Source organism: Streptomyces sp. NPDC002306 (genome assembly GCF_053593435.1).
On the sequence record NZ_JBSFCK010000010.1, the window covers coordinates 23,938 to 45,100 of the forward strand.

Sequence of the window (21,163 nt, forward strand, 5' to 3'; positions counted from 1 at the left end):
CAGACCTTTCTATTCTCGCGGCACTGTGGGCGCGAAGGCTCAGTCACGCCCCCTACACCCCCGAGGAGGCGCACCATGCGCTTCAGGCACAGAGCCGCGGCAGGGATCGCCACCCTGCTGCTCCCGCTGGCCGGCCTGACCGGTCTCACCACTCCCGCGCAGGCCGCGGCCACGGCCACGTCGGCCACCGCCACCTACACCAAGGGCTCCGACTGGGGCACCGGCTTCGAAGGCAAGTGGACGGTGAAGAACACCGGCACCACGGCCATCAGCTCCTGGACGATCGAGTGGGACTTCCCCTCCGGTACGTCCGTCACGTCCGCCTGGGACGCCGACGTCACATCCTCCGGCACCCACTGGACCGCCAAGAACAAGTCCTACAACGGAAGCATCGCCGCCGGCGCCTCCGTCTCCTTCGGCTTCAACGGCGCCGGCTCCGGAGCGCCCTCCAACTGCAAGCTCAACGGCGGCAGTTGCGACGGCGGCCCGTCCGTACCCGGCGACAACCCGCCCTCCGTGCCCGGCACGCCCACCGCCTCCGCGATCACCGACACCTCGGTGAAGCTCTCCTGGAGCGCGGCCACCGACGACAAGGGCGTCAAGAACTACGACGTCCTGCGCGGCGGCACCAAGGTCGCCACGGTGACCACGACGTCGTACACCGACACCGGCCTGAGCGCCGGCACCGACTACTCGTACACCGTCCAGGCCCGTGACACCGCGGACCAGACCGGCCCGGCCAGCGGCTCGGTCTCGGTGCACACCACCGGCGGCACCACCCCGCCGCCCACCGGCAAGAACATCAAGCTCGGCTACTTCACCGAGTGGGGCATCTACGGCCGCAACTACAACGTCAAGAACCTGGTGACGTCGGGCTCGGCCGCCAAGATCACCCACATCAACTACGCCTTCGGCAACGTCACCAACGGGCAGTGCGCGATCGGTGACTCCTACGCCGACTACGACAAGGCCTTCACCGCCGACCAGTCGGTCAGCGGCGTCGCCGACACCTGGGACCAGCCGCTGCGCGGCAACTTCAACCAGCTGCGCCAGCTGAAGGCCAAGTACCCGAACATCAAGATCCTCTGGTCCTTCGGCGGCTGGACCTGGTCCGGCGGATTCGCCCAGGCCGCCGCCAACCCGGCCGCCTTCGCGCAGTCCTGCTACAACCTGGTCGAGGACCCGCGCTGGGCCGACGTGTTCGACGGCATCGACATCGACTGGGAGTACCCGAACGCCTGCGGTCTGACCTGTGACACCAGCGGCGCCGCGGCCTACAAGAACCTGATGGGCGCCCTGCGCGCCAAGTTCGGCACGGGCAACCTGGTCACCGCGGCCACCACGGCCGACGGCACCTCGGGCGGAAAGATCGACGCCGCCGACTACGCGGGCGCCGCGCAGTACGTCGACTGGTACAACGTGATGACGTACGACTTCTTCGGCGCCTTCGACGCGGACGGCCCGACCGCCCCGCACTCCCCGCTCACCACGTACACCGGCATCCCGCAGGCCGGGTTCACCACGGCGGACGCGATCGCGAAGTTCAGGTCGAAGGGCGTGCCCGCGAGCAAGCTGCTCATCGGCATCGGCTTCTACGGCCGCGGCTGGACCGGCGTCACCCAGGACGCCCCGGGCGGCACGGCGACCGGGCCCGCGGCGGGCACGTACGAGCCCGGCAACGAGGACTACAAGGTCCTCAAGACCAGCTGCCCCGTAACCGGCACCATCGCCGGCACGGCGTACGCGCACTGCGGCAGCAACTGGTGGTCCTACGACACCCCCACCACCATCGGCACGAAGATGGCGTGGGCCAAGAACCAGGGTCTTGGCGGTGCGTTCTTCTGGGAGTTCAGCGGTGACACCAGCAACGGCGAGCTCGTCAGCGCCATCAACACCGGCCTGAGCTGACCCTTTCGCCCACCCCCCACAACCGCCGCGGGCGGACCTCCGGGTCTGTCCGCGGCGCCTTGCGTGGGAGGTCAGGCCACGTTGACCCGCTGACCGGGCGGGGCCGCCTCCAGCCAGGCGAGGAAACCGGTCAGCGCGTCGTCGCTCATCGCGAGCTCCAGCCGCGTGCCCCGGTGCATACAGGTGAGGATCACCGAGTCGGACAGCAGTGCCAGCTCCTCCTCGCCGTCGGGCAGCCGGCGTCCGGCCACCTCGATCGACGCGCGCTCCAGGACCCGGCGCGGACGAGGAGCGTAGGAGAAGACCCGGTACCACTCGATGCGGTCGCCGTTGTAGCGGGCGACGCCGTAGCTCCAGCCCTTGCCGCTGGTGTCGGGCTTCTCGGGGACGTCCCAGCGCAGGCTGCAATCGAAAGTGCCGCCCGAGCGCTGGATGAGTCTGCGCCGCAGTCCGAAGACGAACAGCCCCACCACCACAAGGGCGACGACGATTCCGCACACAGTCAGAGCGAGGACCATCGGCACCGACCTCCTCGTCTCCTAGATAACGGAACGGAAAAAACTTCCATATCTGCCTCAGCCGCGACCGGCACCGGATCGCTCCGGTCCCAGCCGCGGCTGAGTGACATCATCGCGTGGCGCTTCCCCGCGCCGCACCGGCCCGGGCGGGCGCCTCGGTCTCAGCGCCCCGTCGCCGCACGCAGTCGTACGTCGGCACGGCGCTCGGCGGAGGCGTCGCCCTCCGCCTTCGCGCGCTCGAGCTCGCGCTCGGCGCGCTGGACGTCGATCTCGTCCGACAGCTCGGCGATCTCGGCCAGCAGCGACAGCTTGTTGTCGGCGAACGAGATGAAACCGCCGTGCACCGCGGCGACGACCGTCGCACCATCACTCGTACGGATGGTCACAGGGCCCGACTCCAGCACACCGAGCAGCGGCTGGTGACCGGGCATGACGCCGATGTCGCCGGACGTGGTGCGCGCGACGACCAGGGTGGCCTCGCCGGACCAGACCTCTCGGTCGGCCGCGACCAGCGCGACGTGCAGCTCAGCAGCCAAGGTTGGCTCCTCGGGTCACCACCCGGCGGATCTGCCGGGTGTTGGTTACAAGTCTAGTGGGCGTGACAGAGGGGGCGGGACGCGCCCGCCCCCTCCGCAAGAGCACGAGGCTCAGGAGACGCCCAGCTCCTTGGCGTTGGCCTTGAGGTCCTCGATACCACCGCACAGGAAGAACGCCTGCTCCGGGAAGTGGTCGTACTCGCCGTCGATGATCGCGTTGAACGCGGTGATCGACTCGTCCAGCGGGACGTCCGACCCGTCGACGCCGGTGAACTGCTTGGCGACGTGGGTGTTCTGGGACAGGAAGCGCTCCACGCGACGGGCACGGTGGACGGTGAGCTTGTCCTCCTCGCCCAGCTCGTCGATACCGAGGATCGCGATGATGTCCTGGAGGTCCTTGTACTTCTGGAGGACCGTCTTCACGCGCATCGCGGTGTTGTAGTGGTCCGCCGCGATGTAGCGCGGGTCCAGGATGCGGGACGTGGAGTCCAGCGGGTCCACGGCCGGGTAGATGCCCTTCTCCGAGATCGGACGGGAGAGCACCGTCGTCGCGTCGAGGTGGGCGAAGGTGGTGGCCGGGGCCGGGTCGGTCAGGTCGTCCGCGGGGACGTAGATCGCCTGCATCGAGGTGATCGAGTGACCACGGGTCGAGGTGATGCGCTCCTGGAGGAGACCCATCTCGTCGGCCAGGTTCGGCTGGTAGCCCACCGCGGAGGGCATCCGGCCGAGCAGGGTCGAGACCTCGGAACCGGCCTGGGTGAAGCGGAAGATGTTGTCGATGAAGAACAGCACGTCCTGCTTCTGCACATCGCGGAAGTACTCCGCCATGGTCAGACCCGCCAGGGCCACGCGCAGACGGGTGCCCGGGGGCTCGTCCATCTGGCCGAAGACGAGGGCGGTCTTGTCGATGACGCCCGAGTCGGCCATCTCCTCGATGAGGTCGTTGCCCTCACGAGTGCGCTCGCCGACACCGGCGAACACGGAGACACCGTCGTGGTTGTTGGCGACGCGGTAGATCATCTCCTGGATGAGCACCGTCTTGCCGACGCCGGCACCACCGAACAGACCGATCTTTCCACCCTTGACGTACGGGGTGAGAAGGTCGATGACCTTGACGCCGGTCTCGAACATCTCGGTCTTCGACTCGAGCTCGTCGAAGTTGGGGGCCTTGCGGTGGATGGACCAGCGCTCGCCCTCGTACTGCTCGTCGACGTTCAGCACCTCACCGAGGGTGTTGAACACCTTGCCCTTGGTGAAGTCGCCGACCGGGACGGTGATGCCCGTGCCGGTGTCGGTGACCGGGGCCTGGCGGACCAGACCGTCGGTGGGCTGCATGGAGATGGTGCGGACCAGGCCGTCACCCAGGTGCTGGGCGACCTCCAGGGTCAGCGTCTTCTTCTCGCCTTCGTTCGCCGGGTCGGCGACCTCGACGTGAAGGGCGTTGTAGATCTCCGGCATGGCGTCGACGGGGAATTCCACGTCGACGACCGGGCCGATGACCCGGGCGACGCGGCCCGTGGCAGCGGCCGTCTCAACTGTCGTCGTCATTACCTGTCACTCCCCGCGGTCGCGTCGGCCAGGGCTGCGGAGCCACCGACGATCTCGCTGATTTCCTGGGTGATTTCGGCCTGGCGGGCCGCGTTGGCGAGGCGGGAGAGCGTCTCGATGAGCTCTCCCGCGTTGTCGGTCGCCGACTTCATCGCGCGCCGGGTGGCGGCGTGCTTCGAGGCTGCCGACTGGAGGAGAGCGTTGTAGACGCGGCTCTCCACATAGCGCGGCAGGAGGGCGTCGAGGACGTCCTCCGCCGAGGGCTCGAAGTCGAACAGCGGAAGGATCTCGCCCGTCGCCGCGGACTCCTTGGCGACCTCGTCGAGGCTGAGCGGCAGCAGACGGTCGCCGAGCGCCGTCTGCGTCATCATCGAGACGAACTCGGTGAAGACGATGTGGATCTCGTCCACGCCGCCGTCCGCCGTCTCCTTCTCGATGGCCTCGATCAGCGGGGCCGCGACCTTCTTGGCGTCCGCGTACGTCGGCTCGTCCGTGAAGCCCGACCACGACTCCGCGACCTTGCGCTCACGGAAGTGGTAGTGCGCGAGACCACGCCGGCCGACGATGTACGTGTCGACCTGCTTGCCCTCGGCCTCGAGGCGCGCCGTCAGCTGCTCCGCGGCCTTGATGGCGTTGGAGTTGAACGCGCCGGCGAGGCCGCGGTCGCTCGTCAGGAGCAGCACCGCGGACCGCACGACCGTCTCGGCCTGCGTGGTCAGCGCGTGCTTGGTGTTCGAACCGGTACCGACCGCCGTGACCGCGCGGGTGAGCTCGGTCGCGTACGGCGTGGAGGCCGCCACCTTGCGCTGCGCCTTGACGACACGCGAGGCGGCGATCATCTCCATCGCCTTGGTGATCTTCTTGGTCGCGGTGACGGATCGGATGCGACGCTTGTAGACCCGGAGCTGGGCTCCCATGAGTCAGGTCCCTTCCTTACGTCACTTGGCCGCGGCCGGGGCGTCCTCGCCGAGGAGCTTGCCGTCCGAGGTCTCGAACTGCTTCTTGAACTCGGCGATCGCGTCGGCAACTGCGATGAGGGTGTCGTCCGACATCTTGCCGCCCTCCTTGATGGAGGTCATGAGGCCCTGCTCCTTGCGGTGCAGGTGCTCCAGGAGCTCCTTCTCGAAGCGGCGGACGTCGGAGACCGGGACGTCGTCCATCTTGCCGGTGGTACCGGCCCACACGGAGACGACCTGGTCCTCGGTCGGCATCGGCTGGTACTGAGCCTGCTTGAGCAGCTCGACCAGACGCTGACCACGCTCCAGCTGGGACTTCGACGCGGCGTCCAGGTCGGAACCGAAGGCGGCGAACGCCTCCAGCTCACGGTACTGGGCGAGGTCGAGGCGGAGGCGGCCGGAGACCTGCTTCATCGCCTTGTGCTGCGCGGAACCACCGACTCGGGAGACGGAGATACCGACGTTCAGCGCGGGGCGCTGACCGGCGTTGAACAGGTCCGACTCCAGGAAGCACTGGCCGTCGGTGATGGAGATGACGTTGGTCGGGATGAACGCCGAGACGTCGTTGGCCTTCGTCTCGACGATCGGCAGACCGGTCATCGAGCCGGCGCCCAGCTCGTCGGAGAGCTTCGCGCAGCGCTCCAGCAGACGGGAGTGCAGGTAGAAGACGTCGCCCGGGTAGGCCTCGCGGCCCGGCGGGCGGCGCAGCAGCAGGGACACGGCGCGGTAGGCGTCGGCCTGCTTCGAAAGGTCGTCGAAGATGATGAGGACGTGCTTGCCCTCGTACATCCACTGCTGACCGATGGCCGAACCGGTGTACGGCGCCAGGTACTTGAAGCCGGCCGGGTCGGACGCCGGGGCGGCGACGATGGTCGTGTACTCCAGCGCGCCGGCCTCTTCGAGGGCGCCACGCACGGAGGCGATGGTCGAGCCCTTCTGGCCGATGGCGACGTAGACGCAGCGGACCTGCTTGTTCACGTCACCCGAGCGCCAGTTGTCACGCTGGTTGATGATCGTGTCGACGGCCAGCGCGGTCTTGCCGGTCTGGCGGTCACCGATGATCAGCTGACGCTGGCCGCGGCCGACCGGGGTCATCGCGTCGACGGCCTTGTAGCCGGTCTCCATCGGCTCGTGCACCGACTTACGGGCCATGACACCCGGAGCCTGGAGCTCCAGGGCACGGCGGCCGGACGTCTCGATCTCGCCGAGGCCGTCGATCGGGTTGCCGAGCGGGTCGACGACACGGCCGAGGTAGCCCTCGCCCACCGCCACGGAGAGCACCTCACCGGTGCGGCGCACCGGCTGACCCTCCTCGATGCCGCTGAACTCACCGAGGACGATGGCGCCGATCTCGCGCTCTTCCAGGTTGAGCGCGAGGCCGAGGGTGCCGTCCTCGAACTTCAGCAGTTCGTTGGCCATGGCCGAGGGAAGCCCCTCGACCTTCGCGATGCCGTCGCCGGCAAGGGTGACCGTACCGACCTCCTCGCGCGAGGCCGCGTCCGGCTTGTACGACTGGACGAAGTTCTCCAGCGCGTCCCGGATCTCCTCCGGCCGGATCGTGAGCTCCGCCATCTGGGTTCCCTGCTCTCCTTGTTGGGCCCGAAGTTTCACTTGGGGGGATGGGGACTCCCCCCTGAATGAGGTGAATCCTCTGCACGGCCCAACCAGGGCCGTCATTGCCTACGTACTACGTTTTGAGTTGCGGCGGGGCAGCTAGCTCGCCAGTCGGCGGCCGGCGTCCTCGATACGGTCCGCGAGCGAGCCGTTGATGACCTCGTCGCCGACCTGTACCCGCATCCCGCCGAGGACCTCGGGGTCCACGTCCAGGTTGAGGTGCATCTTGCGGCCGTAGAGCTTCGCGAGGGCGGCGCCCAGGCGCTGCTTCTGCGTGTCGCTCAGCGGTACCGCCGAGGTCACGACGGCGACCGCGCGGTCCCGGCGCTCGGCGGCGAGCTTGGACAGGGACTCCAGTCCCGCCTCCAGGCTACGTCCACGCGGCGCGGTCACCAGGCGCGTCACCAGACGCTCGGTGGTCACCTTCGCCCGGCCGTCGAGCAGCCGGTGCAGCAGCTGGTCCTTCGCCGAGGCGGCGGCCTTGCGGTCGGTCAGCGCGGCCCGCAGCTCCGTGTTCGAGGAGACGATCCGGCCGAACCGGAACAGCTCGTCCTCGACGTCGTCGAGCGTGCCCGCCTTCTCCGCCGCGGTGAGGTCGGCGATGCTCGCCAGCTCCTCCAGCACGTCCACCAGGTCGCGGGGCTGCGACCAGCGCGAGCGCACCGTGCCGGCCACCAGGTCGGCGGTCGGGCCGCTGACCTGGCTGCCGAGCAGTCGCTGGACCAGTTCGGCCTTGGCCTCACCGGCCTGCGCCGGGTCGGTGAGGACCCGACGCAGCGACACCTCGCGGTGGAGCAGCGCGGTGACGGCGGCCAGCTCGTCGGCGAGCCGGCCGGCGTCCACGGACGTGGAGTCCGTCAGCGCGTCGAGACGCTCACGGGCAGCTGCGAACGCCTCGCGGCTCGCTCCGTGTGCAGTCATCGAGCCGCCTCGGCCTTCGCGTCGAGCTCGTCGAGGAAGCGGTCGATCACACGGCTCTGGCGGGCGTGGTCCTCGAGGGACTCGCCGACCAGCTTGCCGGCCAGGTCGGTGGCGATCTTGCCGACGTCCTGCCGCAGCGCGGCAGAAGCGGCCTTGCGGTCGGCCTCGATCTGGGTGTGACCGGCGGCGACGATCTCCTCGCGCTGCCGCTGGCCTTCCGCGCGCATCTCCGCGATGAGCGTGGCGCCCTGCTCCTGCGCCTCCTGGCGCAGCCGCGCGGCCTCGTGGCGGGCCTCGGCGAGCTGGGCCTTGTACTGCTCAAGGACGCTCTGGGCCTCGGTCTGTGCGGCCTCGGCCTTCTCGATACCGCCCTCGATGGCCTCGCGACGCTCTTCCAGGACCTTGTTGATGGTCGGAAGGAGCTTCTTGGCGAGGAAGCCGAAGACGATGACGAAGGCGATCAGGCCGATGACGAGCTCCGGCCACGGCGGAATGAGGGGGTTCTCCTTCTCCGCCTCGGCCGCCAGCTGAACCAGGGGGTTCACATCAGTGCCTTTCGTCGAATGGGGCTGTCGCTGTCGTTCGTCTTAGTAGACGAACGGCATGACGAGGCCGATGAGGGCCAGCGCCTCACAGAAAGCGAAGCCGAGGATCTGGTTGGCGCGGATCAGGCCGGCCGCCTCGGGCTGGCGGGCCAGGGCCTGGGTGCCGTTACCGAAGATGATGCCGACGCCGACGCCCGGGCCGATCGCGGCGAGGCCGTAACCGATGGAGCCGAGGTTGCCGTCAACCGCAGCGAGGGTCTGGAGAGCGGACATGCCGGTTCTTCCTTCTCTTTCAGTGACCGGTGGGGGTTGGCCACCGGTTGTCTCTTGGGTGAGGGAGGGGCCTGCTCAGTGGTGCTCGGCGAGCGCGCCCTGGATGAAGGTGCAGGTCAGGAGGACGAAGACGTACGCCTGAACCGCCTGGATGAAGAGCTCGAAGGCGGTCATCACGATGACCATCACGAACGAGACACCCGAGTACGCGATGCCGATGCCGTTCAGCATGTACCAGCTGGCGATCGTGAAGAGCAGCAGCAGGGTGTGACCGGCGAACATGTTCGCGAACAGTCGGACGGCGTGCGTGAACGGCCGGACCAGCAGGTTCGAGAAGAACTCGATGGTCATCGACAGCGGCAGCACCGCACCGAGCGACTTGTCGTATCCGGTGACGTTCTTCCAGAAGCCGACGAAGCCGTGGCGCTTGAACGTCAGGGAGACCCAGGTGATGTAGACGATCAGTGCGAGCACCGCCGGGTAGGCGATGATCGAGGTCACCGGGAAAGAGGCGACCGGGACGATCGACCAGAGGTTCATCATCCAGATGAAGAAGAACAGCGAGACGGCGAGCGGTACGTACTTCTCGCCCTCGCGCTTGCCGATCGTCTGGTAGACGATGCCGGTCCGGACGAAGTCGTACCCCGCCTCGGCGATCATCTGGAGCTTGCCCGGGACGAGCTTCGGCTTGGCGAACGCGGCCCAGAAGAAGCCCACCACGATGATGGAACCCAGCAGGGCCAGCAGCATCGGCTTGTTGAAGTAGAGGCCGTTGCCGTCGGCGTCGCCCCAGAGCGGCTCGAACATGAACGAGTGCAGGCCCGGAGCCGGGAAGCCGCACCCGTCGAACAGGTGGCAGCTCGTGTCGAAAGCGAGCGTCTGCGTCGGGTCAGCACTCACCGCGGGCTCCTTCATCGTGGCGCATAGGTACGGCAACCTCGTTGTGTCGGCGCGGCGCGGGGCCGCAGTTCGGCACGGGACTGGTGTTACGGATGTGGGGGCGGCTGAGGGGCATCTCGCCTCGCGATTGAGCAGGCGTCAGCTCGGATGCCCGCGCCCGCGATGCCGCAGTTGGCACCGGACGATAGCAGGATCTCTCATGCGGCTTTATCCCGGCCCTACCCCTCACGACGAGTGCCCCGGCTTCTCGGGCTTGTCACCCTTCGAGGAGGCGGTCGTGGAGGTGGTCGAATCGGGTTCGACGTAGAGGATCTTGGACTTCATGTGGGCACGCGTCTGCGCGGCGATCCAGGTGAGGGTGCCGGCGACGAGCGTGAGCGCGAAAGCCCGGGGGTGGAACAGCGTCGTGTGCTTGAAGGCCGCGACGAAGATGAACAGCAGCAGGATCTGCGCCGCGTACAGCATCAGACCCATCGCCTGGAACAGGTGCGGAAGCGATTTGGCGGTGCGCTGCAGGATGTACAGCCCGATTCCCATGAAGAGGATCACGATCAGCGTCGCCACGATCGCCCCGACCGCACCCTTGCCACCCGCGACCACGCCGCTGACGACGGCGGCGATCGCGCCGACGGCAGCTGTGGGCACAGCGGCCTGAGCCAGGATCCGGACGTCGTTGGACGGCATGGCGGCAACTCCGCTTTCAAAGGGGGAAGGGGTGTCGTCATGGACGAGCGTAGTCCCGGGCCGAGTGTGGATGACCTCACGCCAAGGGACCGTCGCACTACGGTCCTTCGGCCCCATCCCGGGTTCTCGTGAACCGTATCACAAACTATTTGATGAGGTCTTTACCTGGTAGGTGTGCTTGCTGTCACACATGAGAGTGACAGTGCGCGTCTGTGCAAAAACAGAGCCAACATGTCTGGTATTGGAGCAGTTTGCTCCCCCACGAGTTGGCAATGCTCTAGTCAGATTCTTACCTTGAGGCGTCAACGCAGGCGCGAGCGCGGGCCGATGGCGGTTGCCCCGTTGACCCCTGACACTCCGGACATACCGGCCGCGACCGGAGCGCGCTCCTCCTCGTCCTCGTCCTCGGCGGGCGCCTCGGCCGCGTAGGCCGTCGCCGGCTCCGCCTCGGGCGCCTCCCGGACCCGGCGGCGACGCCGGTAGCGCGGCGGCACGAAGTGCTCGGCCCAGCGCGGGGCCCGCGGGGTGAAGCGCGGCAGCAGAAGCAGCCCCAGGCCGATCGCGCAGAGGAGGACGACGCCGAGCACGATCCACATGGACGCCGCGTTCACCGAGTAGGCGAGCGCGCCGAACGCGATCAGCGCCGACCAGAAGTACATGATCAGCACCGCGCGGCTGTGCGAGTGCCCGATCTCCAGCAGCCGGTGGTGCAGGTGCCCGCGGTCCGCGGCGAACGGCGACTGGCCGCGCCAGGTGCGCCGCACGATGGCCAGGATCAGGTCCGCGGCCGGGATCGCGATGATGGTCAGCGGCATCAGCAGCGGGATGTAGACCGGCACCATCTGGTGCACGGCGCTGCGCTCGGATCCCGAGAACAGCTTCATCACGTCCGGGTCGACCTGCCCCGTGACGGAGATCGCGCCGGCCGCCAGCACCAGGCCGATGAGCATCGAGCCCGAGTCGCCCATGAAGATCCGGGCGGGATGCGCGTTGTGCGGCAGGAAGCCCAGGCACATGCCCATCAGGATCGCCGCGAACAGCGTGGCCGGGGCGGCGGCCTCGATGCCGTACGAGTACCAGATCCGGTAGGCGTACATGAAGAACGCGGCGGCCGCGATGCACACCATGCCGGCCGCCAGACCGTCGAGGCCGTCGACGAAGTTGACCGCGTTGATGGTGATGACGACCAGCGCGACCGTCAGCAGGGTGCCCTGCCACTGGGTCAGCGCGACCGTGCCGACACCCGGCACCGGCAGCCACAGGATCGTCAGACCCTGCATGACCATCACGCCGGCGGCGATCATCTGGCCGCCCAGCTTGATCAGGGCGTCGATCTCGAACTTGTCGTCCAGGACACCGATCAGCCAGATCAGCGCCGCCCCGGAGAGCAGCGCCCGCGGCTCGTTCGACTTCTCGAAGACCTCGTTGAGATTGGTGAGGTGGTCCGCGACCAGCAGTCCGGCGCACAGGCCGAAGAACATCGCGATCCCGCCGAGCCGCGGAGTGGGTTCCCGGTGCACGTCACGTGCCCGGATCTCCGGCATCGCTCCGGCAACGATCGCGAACTTCCGCACCGGCCCGGTCAGCAGATACGTCACCGCGGCCGTGATGCAGAGCGTCAGCAGGTATTCACGCACGGGCTTCCCCACAGGTCTCGCTGGCCATCTCAGCCCCACACCCTAGCGAGGGCCGCATAAGGTTGGGGACTTCCGGGTAGCGACGATGGTTGCACGTGTGCCTGTGCACTCGGGCCCGCCTACCCCCGTTCAGCCGGGATACGGCGGAAATGCCCGCGTGAGTTCGCGCACTTCCTGCCGGGCCCGACCACCCTCGATCTCCCCGCGCAGCACGCCCCCGAGCAGCGCGGCGATCCGCGCCATCTCGTTCTGCCCCATGCCCTGCGTGGTCACCGCGGCCGTGCCCAGCCGCAGGCCGCGGGCGTCGCCGTGCGGCAGTGCGCAGCAGTCCAGGACCAGGCCGGCCGCCGCGAGGCGGCCACGCGCGCCGCGCCCGTCGACGCCGAGCGGCACCGGGTCGGCGGTGATGAGGTGGGTGTCGGTCCCGCCGGTGGTGACGGCCAGGCCCTCCGCCGCCAGCCCGTCCGCCAGCATCCTGGCGTTGGCGACCACCTGATGGGCGTACACCGTGAAGGCCGGCGTCACCGCCTCCCCGAACGCCACCGCCTTCGCGGCGATCGTGTGCATCTGCGCACCGCCCTGGGTGAACGGGAAGACGGCCCGGTCCACCCGCTCGGCGAGCTCCGCGCCGCACAGGATCATGCCGCCGCGCGGCCCGCGCAGCACCTTGTGCGTGGTGGCGCACACGATGTCGGCGTACGGCACCGGACTCGGCGCCGCTCCCCCGGCGACCAGACCGATGGGATGGGCGGCGTCGGCGACGAGATAGGCGCCCACCTCGTCGGCCACCGACCGGAACAGGGCGTAGTCGATGTGCCGGGGGTAGGCGATGGAGCCGCACACGATCGCCTTCGGCCGGTGCGTACGGGCCAGCGCGCGCACCTGGTCGTAGTCGATGAGCCCGCTCTCGGCGTCCACCCCGTAGCCGACGAAGTCGAACCAGCGCCCGGAGAAGTTCGCCGGCGAGCCGTGCGTGAGGTGACCGCCGTACGGCAGCCCGAGGGCGAGGACGGTGTCACCGGGGCGCAGCAGCGCGGCGTACGCGGCGAGCACCGCGGACGATCCGGAATGCGCCTGCACGTTGGCGTGCTCGGCGCCGAACAGCGCCTTCGCCCGCTCCACCGCGAGCCGCTCGGCGACGTCCACGAGCTCGCACCCGCCGTGGTGGCGGGCCCCCGGATAGCCCTCGGCGTACTTGTTCGCCAGCGACGAGCCGAGCGCGGCCAGCACGGCGGGCGAGGTGAAGTTCTCGGCGGCGATCAACTGGAGCGACGTCGCCTGCCGCTCGCGCTCGGCGAGCAGGACGTCGGCCAGCTCGGGGTCCTGCCGGCGCAGGACATCGGCCTGGAAGGTATGAGTGACCGCCATGATGGGCTCCGGACGCGTCGACGGTGACGTACGTCCAATGTAGGCCGGGGGCGCGCACGGCGCCCGGTACCCGCCGCCGTCAGGGGCCTTCGGGCCGCACCCCGCGGCTCCGGGCCGGTCCGGACGGCAGGGCCTAGGCGCGCGCCGGTACTCCGGTCAGCGCCGTCACCACCGGGTCCAGGGCCTCGTGTATCTCGTCCCCGATCGACCGGAAGAACGGCAGCGGCGCCCCGTACGGGTCGTACACCTCGTCCGCCTCGGCGGTGGGCGCCAGCAGCCAGCCGCGCAGCGCGGCGGCCGCGCGCACCAGCGCACGCGCGCGCTCGACCACCCCGTGGTCCAGCGTCGGCAGCGTCGCCGGGTCGATCGCGCGGACCAGCCGGGTGAACTCCTTCAGCGTGAAGGTACGCAGGCCCGCCGAATGACCCATCGAGATGACCTGGGCCCGGTGGTCGCGGGTCGCCGTCAGGACCAGGTCGGCCATGATGACGTGTTCGTCGAGCAGCTCCCGGCCGACGAAGCCGGAGGCGTCCGCGCCGAAGTCGGCCAGCACGGTCTCCGCGTTGGCCTCCATGGGCGCGCCCTCGTGGCCCCAGGTGCCCGCGCTCTCCACGATGAGCCCACCACTGAGCAGACCGCCCAGCCGGTCCGCCACGAAATGGCGGGTCAGCCGCTCGGTGATGGGCGAGCGACACACGTTGCCGGTGCTGACGTGGAGGATGCGGAAGCTGTCGCGCGGGAACCCGAAGGTTCCCGTCACTTCCCCGTTGCCTATGCCACGCCCCGCGTCAGGGGCCGTCAATTCGCCACCTCGAGGTCGGGTACGACCTTCCGCAGCTCCTCCGCGGAGATCGCGCCCGCGCGCAGCAGCAGCGGCACCTCGCGGGTGACGTCGACGATCGAGGACGGCACGTTGCCGGGGGTCGGGCCGCCGTCCAGGTAGACGGAGACGGAGTCGCCGAGCATCTCCTGGGCGGCGTCACAGGTCTCGGGGGACGGGTGGCCGGTCAGGTTCGCGGAGGACACCGCCATCGGGCCGACCTCGGTCAGCAGCTCGATGGCCACCGGGTGCAGCGGCATGCGGACGGCGACGGTGCCACGGGTGTCCCCCAGGTCCCACTGGAGGGACGGCTGGTGCTTGGCGACGAGCGTGAGCGCGCCCGGCCAGAAGGCGTCGACGAGCTCCCAGGCCAGCTCGGAGAAGTCCGTGACGAGGCCGTGCAGGGTGTTCGGGGAGCCGATGAGGACGGGCGTGGGCATGCTGCGGCCCCGGCCCTTGGCGTCGAGGAGATCGGCGACGGCCTCCGAGGAGAACGCGTCGGCGCCGATGCCGTACACCGTGTCCGTCGGCAGCACCACGAGTTCGCCCCGGCGGACGGCGGACGCGGCCTCGCGCAGACCGGTCACACGGTCGGTCGCGTCGTTGGTGTCGTATCGCCGTGCCATCTAGCGGGCCTCCTCGTACACGTACTGCTGGGCTGAGATCTGGGGTGCGCCGCTCACGGCAGCGCCTTGCGTGCGGTGGCGAACCGGGGCCGGTTGTTGAGGTCGGGGTGGTCGGCCGCGTCGGCCCAGCCCTTCTCCTCGGTGAAGATCCACGGCACCTGACCGCCCTGGGTGTCGGCGTGCTCGACGACGACGACACCGCCGGGGCGCAGCAGCCGGTGCGCGGTGCGTTCCAGGCCGCGGATGAGTTCGAGCCCGTCCTCGCCCGAGAACAGGGCGAGTTCGGGATCGTAGTCCCGCGCCTCGGGCGCGACGTACTCCCATTCGGTCAGCGGGATGTACGGCGGGTTGGAGATGACCAGGTCGACCTGGCCGTCGAGGTCGCGGAAGGCGTCCCTGGCGTCTCCCTGACGCAGGTCGACCCTGGACCCCTCCATGTTCTTGCGGGTCCACTGGAGGGCGTCCTCGGACAGCTCCACGGCGTGCACCCGCGAGCGCGGCACCTCCTGGGCGAGCGCGAGCGCGATGGCGCCCGAACCGGTGCACAGGTCGACGATCAGCGGCTCGACCACGTCCATGGCGCGTACGGCGTCTATGGCCCAGCCGACGACGGACTCCGTCTCGGGGCGCGGCACGAAGACACCGGGGCCCACCTGGAGCTCCAGGTACCGGAAGAAGGCGTGGCCGGTGATGTGCTGGAGCGGCTCGCGCTGCTCACGGCGCGCGATGGCCTCCCAGTAGCGGGCGTCGAAGTCCGCGTCCTTCACGGAGTGCAGCGCGCCCCGCTTCACGCCGTGCACGAACGCGGCGAGCTCCTCCGCGTCGTTGCGCGGCGAGGGCACGCCGGCGTCGGCCAGCCGCTGGGTGGCCTGGGCCACCTCTGCGAGCAGCAGGTTCACGCAAGTCCTCCGTGTCGTACTCGTCCTCGTACGTGGATACGTCCGTCCTTACGCGGCCGCGAGCTTCGCCGCCGAGTCCGCGTCGACACAGGCCTGGATCACCGCGTCGAGGTCTCCGTCCAGGACCTGGTCAAGGTTGTACGCCTTGAAGCCGACGCGGTGGTCCGAGAGCCGGTTCTCCGGGAAGTTGTACGTGCGGATCTTCTCGGAGCGGTCGACGGTGCGGACCTGGCTGCGGCGGGCGTCGGCGGCCTCCCGCTCCGCTTCCTCCTGCGCCGCCGCGAGCAGCCTGGAGCGCAGGATACGCATCGCCTGCTCCTTGTTCTGCAGCTGGCTCTTCTCGTTCTGGCAGGAGGCGACGACTCCGGTGGGCAGGTGCGTGATGCGCACCGCGGAGTCGGTGGTGTTGACGGACTGGCCGCCGGGGCCGGACGAGCGGTACACGTCGATGCGCAGGTCGTTCGGGTTGATCTCCACCTCGACCTCCTCGGCCTCCGGGGTGACCAGCACACCCGCCGCCGAGGTGTGGATGCGGCCCTGCGACTCGGTGGCCGGCACCCGCTGCACGCGGTGCACGCCGCCCTCGTACTTCAGCCGGGCCCAGACGCCCTGGCCGGGCTCGGTGGCGCCCTGGCCGCCCTTGGTCTTCACGGCGACCTGGACGTCCTTGTAGCCGCCCAGCTCGGACTCGGTGGCGTCGATGATCTCGGTCTTCCAGCCGATGCGCTCGGCGTAGCGCAGGTACATGCGCAGCAGGTCACCGGCGAACAGGGCGGACTCGTCGCCGCCCGCGCCCGCCTTGATCTCGAGGATGACGTCCTTGTCGTCGCTGGGGTCGCGCGGGACGAGGAGCAGCCGCAGCTTCTCCGTCAGCTCCGTGCGCTGCTTGTCCAGCTCCTTGACCTCGGCGGCGAAGTCCGGGTCGTCGGCGGCCAGTTCGCGCGCGGTCTCGATGTCGTCGCCGGTCTGCTTCCAGGAGCGGTACGTGGCGACGATCGGGGTGAGCTCGGCGTAGCGCTTGTTCAGCTTGCGCGCGTTGGCCTGGTCGGCGTGGACCGACGGGTCGGCGAGCTTCGTCTCCAGGTCGGCGTGCTCACCGACGAGTTCCTCGACGGCCTCGAACATCTTGGGCTCCTGTACTGCGTGACGAAAGGGAAGGCGGGCGACCAAAAACGCCGGTCCCGGGCGCGCCCCGGTGAAGGGGCGCGGCCGTGGACCGGCGAAATGGGGCTCGCTACTTCTTGGAGCCGGCGGATGCCTTGCCGAAGCGGGCCTCGAAGCGGGCCACACGGCCACCGGTGTCGAGGATCTTCTGCTTGCCCGTGTAGAACGGGTGGCACTCGGAGCACACCTCGGCCCGGATGGTGCCGGAGTCGATGGTGCTACGGGTGGTGAACGACGCGCCACAGGTGCAGCTGACCTGCGTCTCGACGTACTCGGGGTGGATGTCGCGCTTCAAGGTGTCTCCTAGTTTCGGGAGGGCGCCGGGTCGCAGCCGCGGGATGCGGGAGCGTGAACCGGAGCCGACGTACCAGTCTGCCAGGACTGGGCGCATCCCCCAAAACCGGGGGGTGAGCCGATCTATTCCCCGGACCCGGCGGAGAGCCGGGGAGGGGCCGGTGAAGGGCCGGGAAGAGGCTGGGGAGGAGCCCGGGGAGGGGCTGCCCGCCCTGGCGGGAGCGGCCCCCGTGGGGGCTCAGGACGAGGTCACGACGCCCTTGGCGCCGCCGGTCACGGTGCCCTTGGTGGCGGACCTCGGGATCGGCCGGTCCTCGCGCAGGGCGTTCCAGACCAGCTTCGACTTGGCCTCGGCGACGACGACGCGGTTGGGGTCCGCCGGGTCGTACAGCACCGGCAGCGTGACCATCGTCATGTGGGACGCGCCGATGCCCTTGAGGCCGTTCACGAAGTCGAGCAGGGAGTTCACCGAGCCCAGCTCGGAGTCGGCGGTGACCGACTTGGTCGCGGTGTCGGCGAGATCGACCAGCTTCTTGGGGCTGGTGAAGAGGCCGACGTCCTTGACCTGGTCGACCAGGGCCTTGACGAACGCCTGCTGGAGCTGGATGCGGCCGAGGTCGGAGCCGTCGCCGACGGCGTGCCGGGTGCGGACCAGCCCGAGCGCCTGCGCCCCGGTGAGCCGGTGCGTGCCGGCCTTGAGGTGCAGATGGCTGTCGGGGTCGCTGATGTTCTCGGTGGTGGTCACCGTGACACCGCCGAGCTCGTCGACGAGCTTCTGGAAGCCGCTGAAGTCGACCTCCAGGTAGTGGTCCATGCGGACGCCGCTGAGAGCCTCGACCGTCTTCACGGCGCAGGCGGCGCCGCCGGTGGAGTAGGCGGAGTTGAACATCACGCCGGTCGCGGCGGTGTGCCTGGTGCCGTGGGCGTCGGTGCACGCGGGGCGGTCGACGAGGGTGTCGCGCGGGATGGAGACCACGCTGGCCTTCTTGTGGCCCTTGTAGACGTGCACGACCATCGCCGTGTCGGAGCGGGCGCTGCCGTCGTCGGTGCCGCCGCCGAGCTTCTTGTTGGAGCCGGAGCGGGTGTCCGAGCCGAGCACCAGGATGTTCTCGGAACCGTTGTCGGTCCGGGTGGGCCGGTCACTGCCCAGGGCCTGGTTGATGTCGACGGACTTCAGGTTGTCGTTGAGCTTGAGGTACAGGTAGCCGGCGCCGGTACCGCCCAGGACTAGGACGCCCGCCGCGGTCCAGGCCATGATGAGCAGACCCTTGCCCCGCTTGCCGCGGCTCTTGCGGCGGCGGCCCTTGGCGCGGCGGCGGGGGCCGCCGGCGGCGGGGGGTCCCGGTATGCCGGGCTCCGGCGTGCTCTCGGCAGACATGTGCTCCTCGGCTCCCGGTGTCGCTCGTTCGGGGGAATCCCCCTAGCTTCATCGTCGCTCCGTCCGGTCAGACGGGGAAACTCGGGAAAGAGTTGCACAACGCTCCGCGTCCGACGGGTGCCGTTGCGTGCACAGCGCGTAGTCACCAAACCGGGGCGTACGCCGCTCACCTGCGGTTTCCGCCACCGAACCGGCCCGGTCCGCAAGGGCCCCGAAAACGTTCCCTGTGGCAAAGGTCTCGCCGCGCGGCCCGCCCCGCACGGCGGGCGCGAAACGGGCGGGCAGGACAGCACACGCACCGGGCCGCCCGGACAGCACGTGTACGGCGGGCGGGGCGGTACGCGTACGACAGGTGGGGCAAAGGGCCCGGGCAGCACGAAGGGCCGCCCCCGAGTCGGGAACGGCCCTTTCGTGTCAGGAGGGACCTCAGTCGCCGTTGCCGGGCATCGGGGTCGTCTTCTGGATCTGGAGCAGGAACTCCGCGTTCGACTTCGTCTGCCGCATCTTGTCGAGCAGCAGCTCGATCGCCTGCTGCTGGTCGAGCGCGTGCAGCACGCGACGCAGCTTCCAGGTGATGGCGAGCTCGTCGCTGCCGAGCAGGATCTCTTCCTTACGGGTACCGGACGCGTCGACGTCCACCGCCGGGAAGATGCGCTTGTCGGCGAGCTTCCGGTCGAGCTTGAGCTCCGCGTTGCCGGTGCCCTTGAACTCCTCGAAGATCACCTCGTCCATGCGGGACCCGGTGTCGACGAGCGCGGTCGCGAGGATGGTCAGCGAGCCGCCGTCCTCGATGTTGCGCGCGGCACCGAAGAAGCGCTTCGGCGGGTACAGCGCGGTCGAGTCGACACCACCGGACAGGATGCGGCCGGAGGCCGGGGCGGCGAGGTTGTACGCACGGCCCAGACGCGTGATCGAGTCGAGCAGGACGACGACGTCGTGGCCCAGCTCCACCAGCCGCTTGGCACGCTCGATGGCGAGCTCGGCGACCGTGGTGTGGTCCTCGGCCGGACGGTCGAAGGTCGAGGAGATGACCTCGCCCTTGACCGACCGCTGCATGTCGGTGACCTCTTCCGGACGCTCGTCGACCAGGACGACCATCAGGTGGCACTCGGGGTTGTTGTGCGTGATCGCGTTGGCGATCGCCTGCATGATCATGGTCTTGCCGGTCTTCGGCGGGGCCACGATCAGACCGCGCTGGCCCTTGCCGATCGGCGCGACGAGGTCGATGATCCGGGTCGTCAGCACACCCGGGTCGGTCTCCAGCCGGAGCCGGTCCTGCGGGTACAGCGGCGTCAGCTTGTTGAACTCCGGCCGCCCGCGCCCGGAGTCGGGAGCCATGCCGTTCGTCGAGTCCAGGCGGACCAGCGCGTTGAACTTCTCGCGGCGCTCACCGTCCTTGGGCTGACGGACCGCGCCGGTGACGTGGTCACCCTTGCGCAGGCCGTTCTTGCGGACCTGGGCGAGGGAGACGTACACGTCGTTCGGCCCGGGCAGGTAGCCCGACGTACGGATGAAGGCGTAGTTGTCGAGGATGTCCAGGATGCCGGCGACCGGGATCAGGACGTCGTCGTCGGCGAGCTGCGGCTCCGCCGTGCCGATCTCGTCGCGGCCACGACGGCCACGGCGGTCGCGGTAACGGCCGCGCCGGCCGCGGCGTCCGCCCTCGAAGTCGTCGTCGTCCTGCGGGCCGTTGTCACGCTGCCGGTCCTGGCGGTCCTGCCGGTCCTGGCGGTCCTGCCGGTCCTGGCGCTCCGGACGGTCCTGGCGCTCCGGCCGGCCGCCACCCTGCTGCTGGCCCTGCTGGCCCTGCTGGCGCTGCGGCTGGCCGCCGCCCTGCTGCTGCTCGTCGCCCTTGCCGCGGCGGTCACGGTCGCGCCCGCGCTCACGGCGGTCGCGGCGGCGGCCCTCGGCGCCGTCACCCGCGTCGCCCTGCGACTGCGCGGCGGACTCGGTCCTCGACTCGCCCGTGGCCTCGGCGGCGATCGTCTCGGTGCCGTTGGCCGCCGGGCTGCCCGCGTCGGCGGTGGCACGCCGACGGCGGCGCTCCGCGGGGGCGTCGTCGGCCGCGGGCTGGCCGGGAATGTCGATCTGCTGCTGGGCGACGGCCTTGTCGGCGTTCGCCTCGGCCTGCTCGGCGGAGGCGTCGTCGCCGGTGCGCGCCTTCGAGGTGGCGCGGCGCTTCGGCTTGGTCTCGGCGTCCCCGGCGACGGCGGACGTGGCCTTGGCGGCGGGAGCACCCCCGCCCGCCTGCGCCTCCTTGATGACCTCGATCAGCTGGCTCTTGCGCATGCGCGCGGTGCCCCTGATGCCGAGGCCGGATGCGACCTGCTGCAGCTCTGCCAGCACCATGCCGTCGAGGCCGGTACCGCGGCGCCGCCGGGAGCCGGCACCGGTGGCAGGCGCGGAGGCGTCCGTGGCGGGCGCGGCAGCGGTCTCCTCGACACGTGCGCCCATCAGATCGGTGGTGTCGCTCACGAAGGGTCCTTCCCTGGAGCGGACGTCGGCCTGTCTGGCTCGGCGACCGGTTGTGCTGTCCGGCAGTGGTCCCGTCTGTGTGGACCGTGCCGGGGCGGT

General features: G+C 69.6%; 20 protein-coding genes. 1 reads left to right on the top strand and 19 read right to left on the bottom strand.

Translation table 11 applies throughout. The annotated features are described in order from the left end of the window. Window positions 1–75 precede the first annotated feature (75 nt). Window positions 76–1,908: a glycosyl hydrolase family 18 protein gene (locus ACWCQK_RS20935; RefSeq protein WP_451156922.1), complete on the top strand. Its 1,833-nt coding sequence runs from the start codon at window positions 76–78 to the stop codon at window positions 1,906–1,908. Between the two features lie 71 nt (window positions 1,909–1,979). Here ACWCQK_RS20935 and ACWCQK_RS20940 read toward each other — a convergent pair whose 3' ends face one another. The 19 genes from ACWCQK_RS20940 to rho all read right to left on the bottom strand — a co-directional run bounded on the left by ACWCQK_RS20940 (window position 1,980) and on the right by rho (window position 21,064). Next, a complete protein-coding gene (locus tag ACWCQK_RS20940) occupies window positions 1,980–2,426 on the bottom strand; it encodes a DUF2550 domain-containing protein (RefSeq protein WP_385776078.1) in 447 nt (148 codons plus the stop codon). 161 nt (window positions 2,427–2,587) lie between these two features. Next, window positions 2,588–2,962 (bottom strand): F0F1 ATP synthase subunit epsilon, encoded by a 375-nt coding sequence (locus tag ACWCQK_RS20945; RefSeq protein WP_451156925.1) that lies wholly within the window; start codon window positions 2,960–2,962, stop codon window positions 2,588–2,590. A 111-nt stretch (window positions 2,963–3,073) separates the two neighbouring features. Beyond that, window positions 3,074–4,510, bottom strand: coding sequence for a F0F1 ATP synthase subunit beta (gene atpD, locus ACWCQK_RS20950; RefSeq protein WP_451156927.1), 1,437 nt, complete (start codon window positions 4,508–4,510; stop codon window positions 3,074–3,076). Beyond that, window positions 4,510–5,427: a F0F1 ATP synthase subunit gamma gene (locus tag ACWCQK_RS20955; protein WP_451156929.1), complete on the bottom strand. Its 918-nt coding sequence runs from the start codon at window positions 5,425–5,427 to the stop codon at window positions 4,510–4,512. Before ACWCQK_RS20955 ends, atpD begins: the two co-directional genes overlap by 1 nt. Before the next feature lie 21 nt (window positions 5,428–5,448). Next, window positions 5,449–7,038, bottom strand: coding sequence for a F0F1 ATP synthase subunit alpha (atpA, locus tag ACWCQK_RS20960; protein ID WP_451156931.1), 1,590 nt, complete (start codon window positions 7,036–7,038; stop codon window positions 5,449–5,451). Between the two features lie 141 nt (window positions 7,039–7,179). Beyond that, entirely contained in the window at window positions 7,180–8,001 is an 822-nt protein-coding gene (locus tag ACWCQK_RS20965) for a F0F1 ATP synthase subunit delta (protein WP_451156933.1), read from the bottom strand. Beyond that, the gene (locus ACWCQK_RS20970) at window positions 7,998–8,546 is read right to left on the bottom strand and encodes a F0F1 ATP synthase subunit B (RefSeq protein WP_451156935.1); all 549 of its coding nucleotides are present in this window, start codon (window positions 8,544–8,546) and stop codon (window positions 7,998–8,000) included. Before ACWCQK_RS20970 ends, ACWCQK_RS20965 begins: the two co-directional genes overlap by 4 nt. A gap of 42 nt (window positions 8,547–8,588) precedes the next feature. Beyond that, window positions 8,589–8,819, bottom strand: a complete 231-nt coding sequence (gene atpE, locus ACWCQK_RS20975) for an ATP synthase F0 subunit C (protein WP_103780068.1) — start codon at window positions 8,817–8,819, stop codon at window positions 8,589–8,591. Window positions 8,820–8,894: 75 nt separating this feature from the next. Further along, on the bottom strand, window positions 8,895–9,734 hold the full coding sequence (gene atpB / locus ACWCQK_RS20980) for a F0F1 ATP synthase subunit A (protein ID WP_451156937.1): 840 nt from the start codon (window positions 9,732–9,734) through the stop codon (window positions 8,895–8,897). Window positions 9,735–9,944: 210 nt separating this feature from the next. Beyond that, window positions 9,945–10,403 (bottom strand): hypothetical protein, encoded by a 459-nt coding sequence (locus ACWCQK_RS20985; protein ID WP_451156939.1) that lies wholly within the window; start codon window positions 10,401–10,403, stop codon window positions 9,945–9,947. A 302-nt stretch (window positions 10,404–10,705) separates the two neighbouring features. Continuing rightward, window positions 10,706–12,040, bottom strand: coding sequence for an MraY family glycosyltransferase (locus ACWCQK_RS20990; protein ID WP_451156941.1), 1,335 nt, complete (start codon window positions 12,038–12,040; stop codon window positions 10,706–10,708). Window positions 12,041–12,169: 129 nt separating this feature from the next. After that, window positions 12,170–13,408, bottom strand: coding sequence for a serine hydroxymethyltransferase (locus tag ACWCQK_RS20995; protein WP_451156943.1), 1,239 nt, complete (start codon window positions 13,406–13,408; stop codon window positions 12,170–12,172). Window positions 13,409–13,541: 133 nt separating this feature from the next. After that, a complete protein-coding gene (locus ACWCQK_RS21000) occupies window positions 13,542–14,210 on the bottom strand; it encodes an arsenate reductase/protein-tyrosine-phosphatase family protein (protein WP_451156945.1) in 669 nt (222 codons plus the stop codon). Next, window positions 14,207–14,854 carry an L-threonylcarbamoyladenylate synthase gene (locus ACWCQK_RS21005; protein ID WP_451156947.1) on the bottom strand — a complete coding sequence of 216 codons (648 nt, stop codon included), beginning with the start codon at window positions 14,852–14,854 and terminating at the stop codon, window positions 14,207–14,209. The genes ACWCQK_RS21000 and ACWCQK_RS21005 overlap by 4 nt, the downstream gene beginning before the upstream one ends. 53 nt (window positions 14,855–14,907) lie before the next feature. Next, window positions 14,908–15,753, bottom strand: a complete 846-nt coding sequence (gene prmC, locus ACWCQK_RS21010; RefSeq protein ID WP_451156949.1) for a peptide chain release factor N(5)-glutamine methyltransferase — start codon at window positions 15,751–15,753, stop codon at window positions 14,908–14,910. 48 nt (window positions 15,754–15,801) lie between these two features. Continuing rightward, on the bottom strand, window positions 15,802–16,878 hold the full coding sequence (gene prfA / locus ACWCQK_RS21015) for a peptide chain release factor 1 (protein ID WP_451156951.1): 1,077 nt from the start codon (window positions 16,876–16,878) through the stop codon (window positions 15,802–15,804). A 109-nt stretch (window positions 16,879–16,987) separates the two neighbouring features. After that, the gene (gene rpmE / locus ACWCQK_RS21020; protein ID WP_385776107.1) at window positions 16,988–17,212 is read right to left on the bottom strand and encodes a 50S ribosomal protein L31; all 225 of its coding nucleotides are present in this window, start codon (window positions 17,210–17,212) and stop codon (window positions 16,988–16,990) included. A gap of 237 nt (window positions 17,213–17,449) precedes the next feature. Then, the gene (locus tag ACWCQK_RS21025) at window positions 17,450–18,589 is read right to left on the bottom strand and encodes an LCP family protein (protein ID WP_451156953.1); all 1,140 of its coding nucleotides are present in this window, start codon (window positions 18,587–18,589) and stop codon (window positions 17,450–17,452) included. A 426-nt stretch (window positions 18,590–19,015) separates the two neighbouring features. Continuing rightward, entirely contained in the window at window positions 19,016–21,064 is a 2,049-nt protein-coding gene (gene rho / locus ACWCQK_RS21030) for a transcription termination factor Rho (protein ID WP_451156955.1), read from the bottom strand. Window positions 21,065–21,163 lie beyond the last annotated feature (99 nt).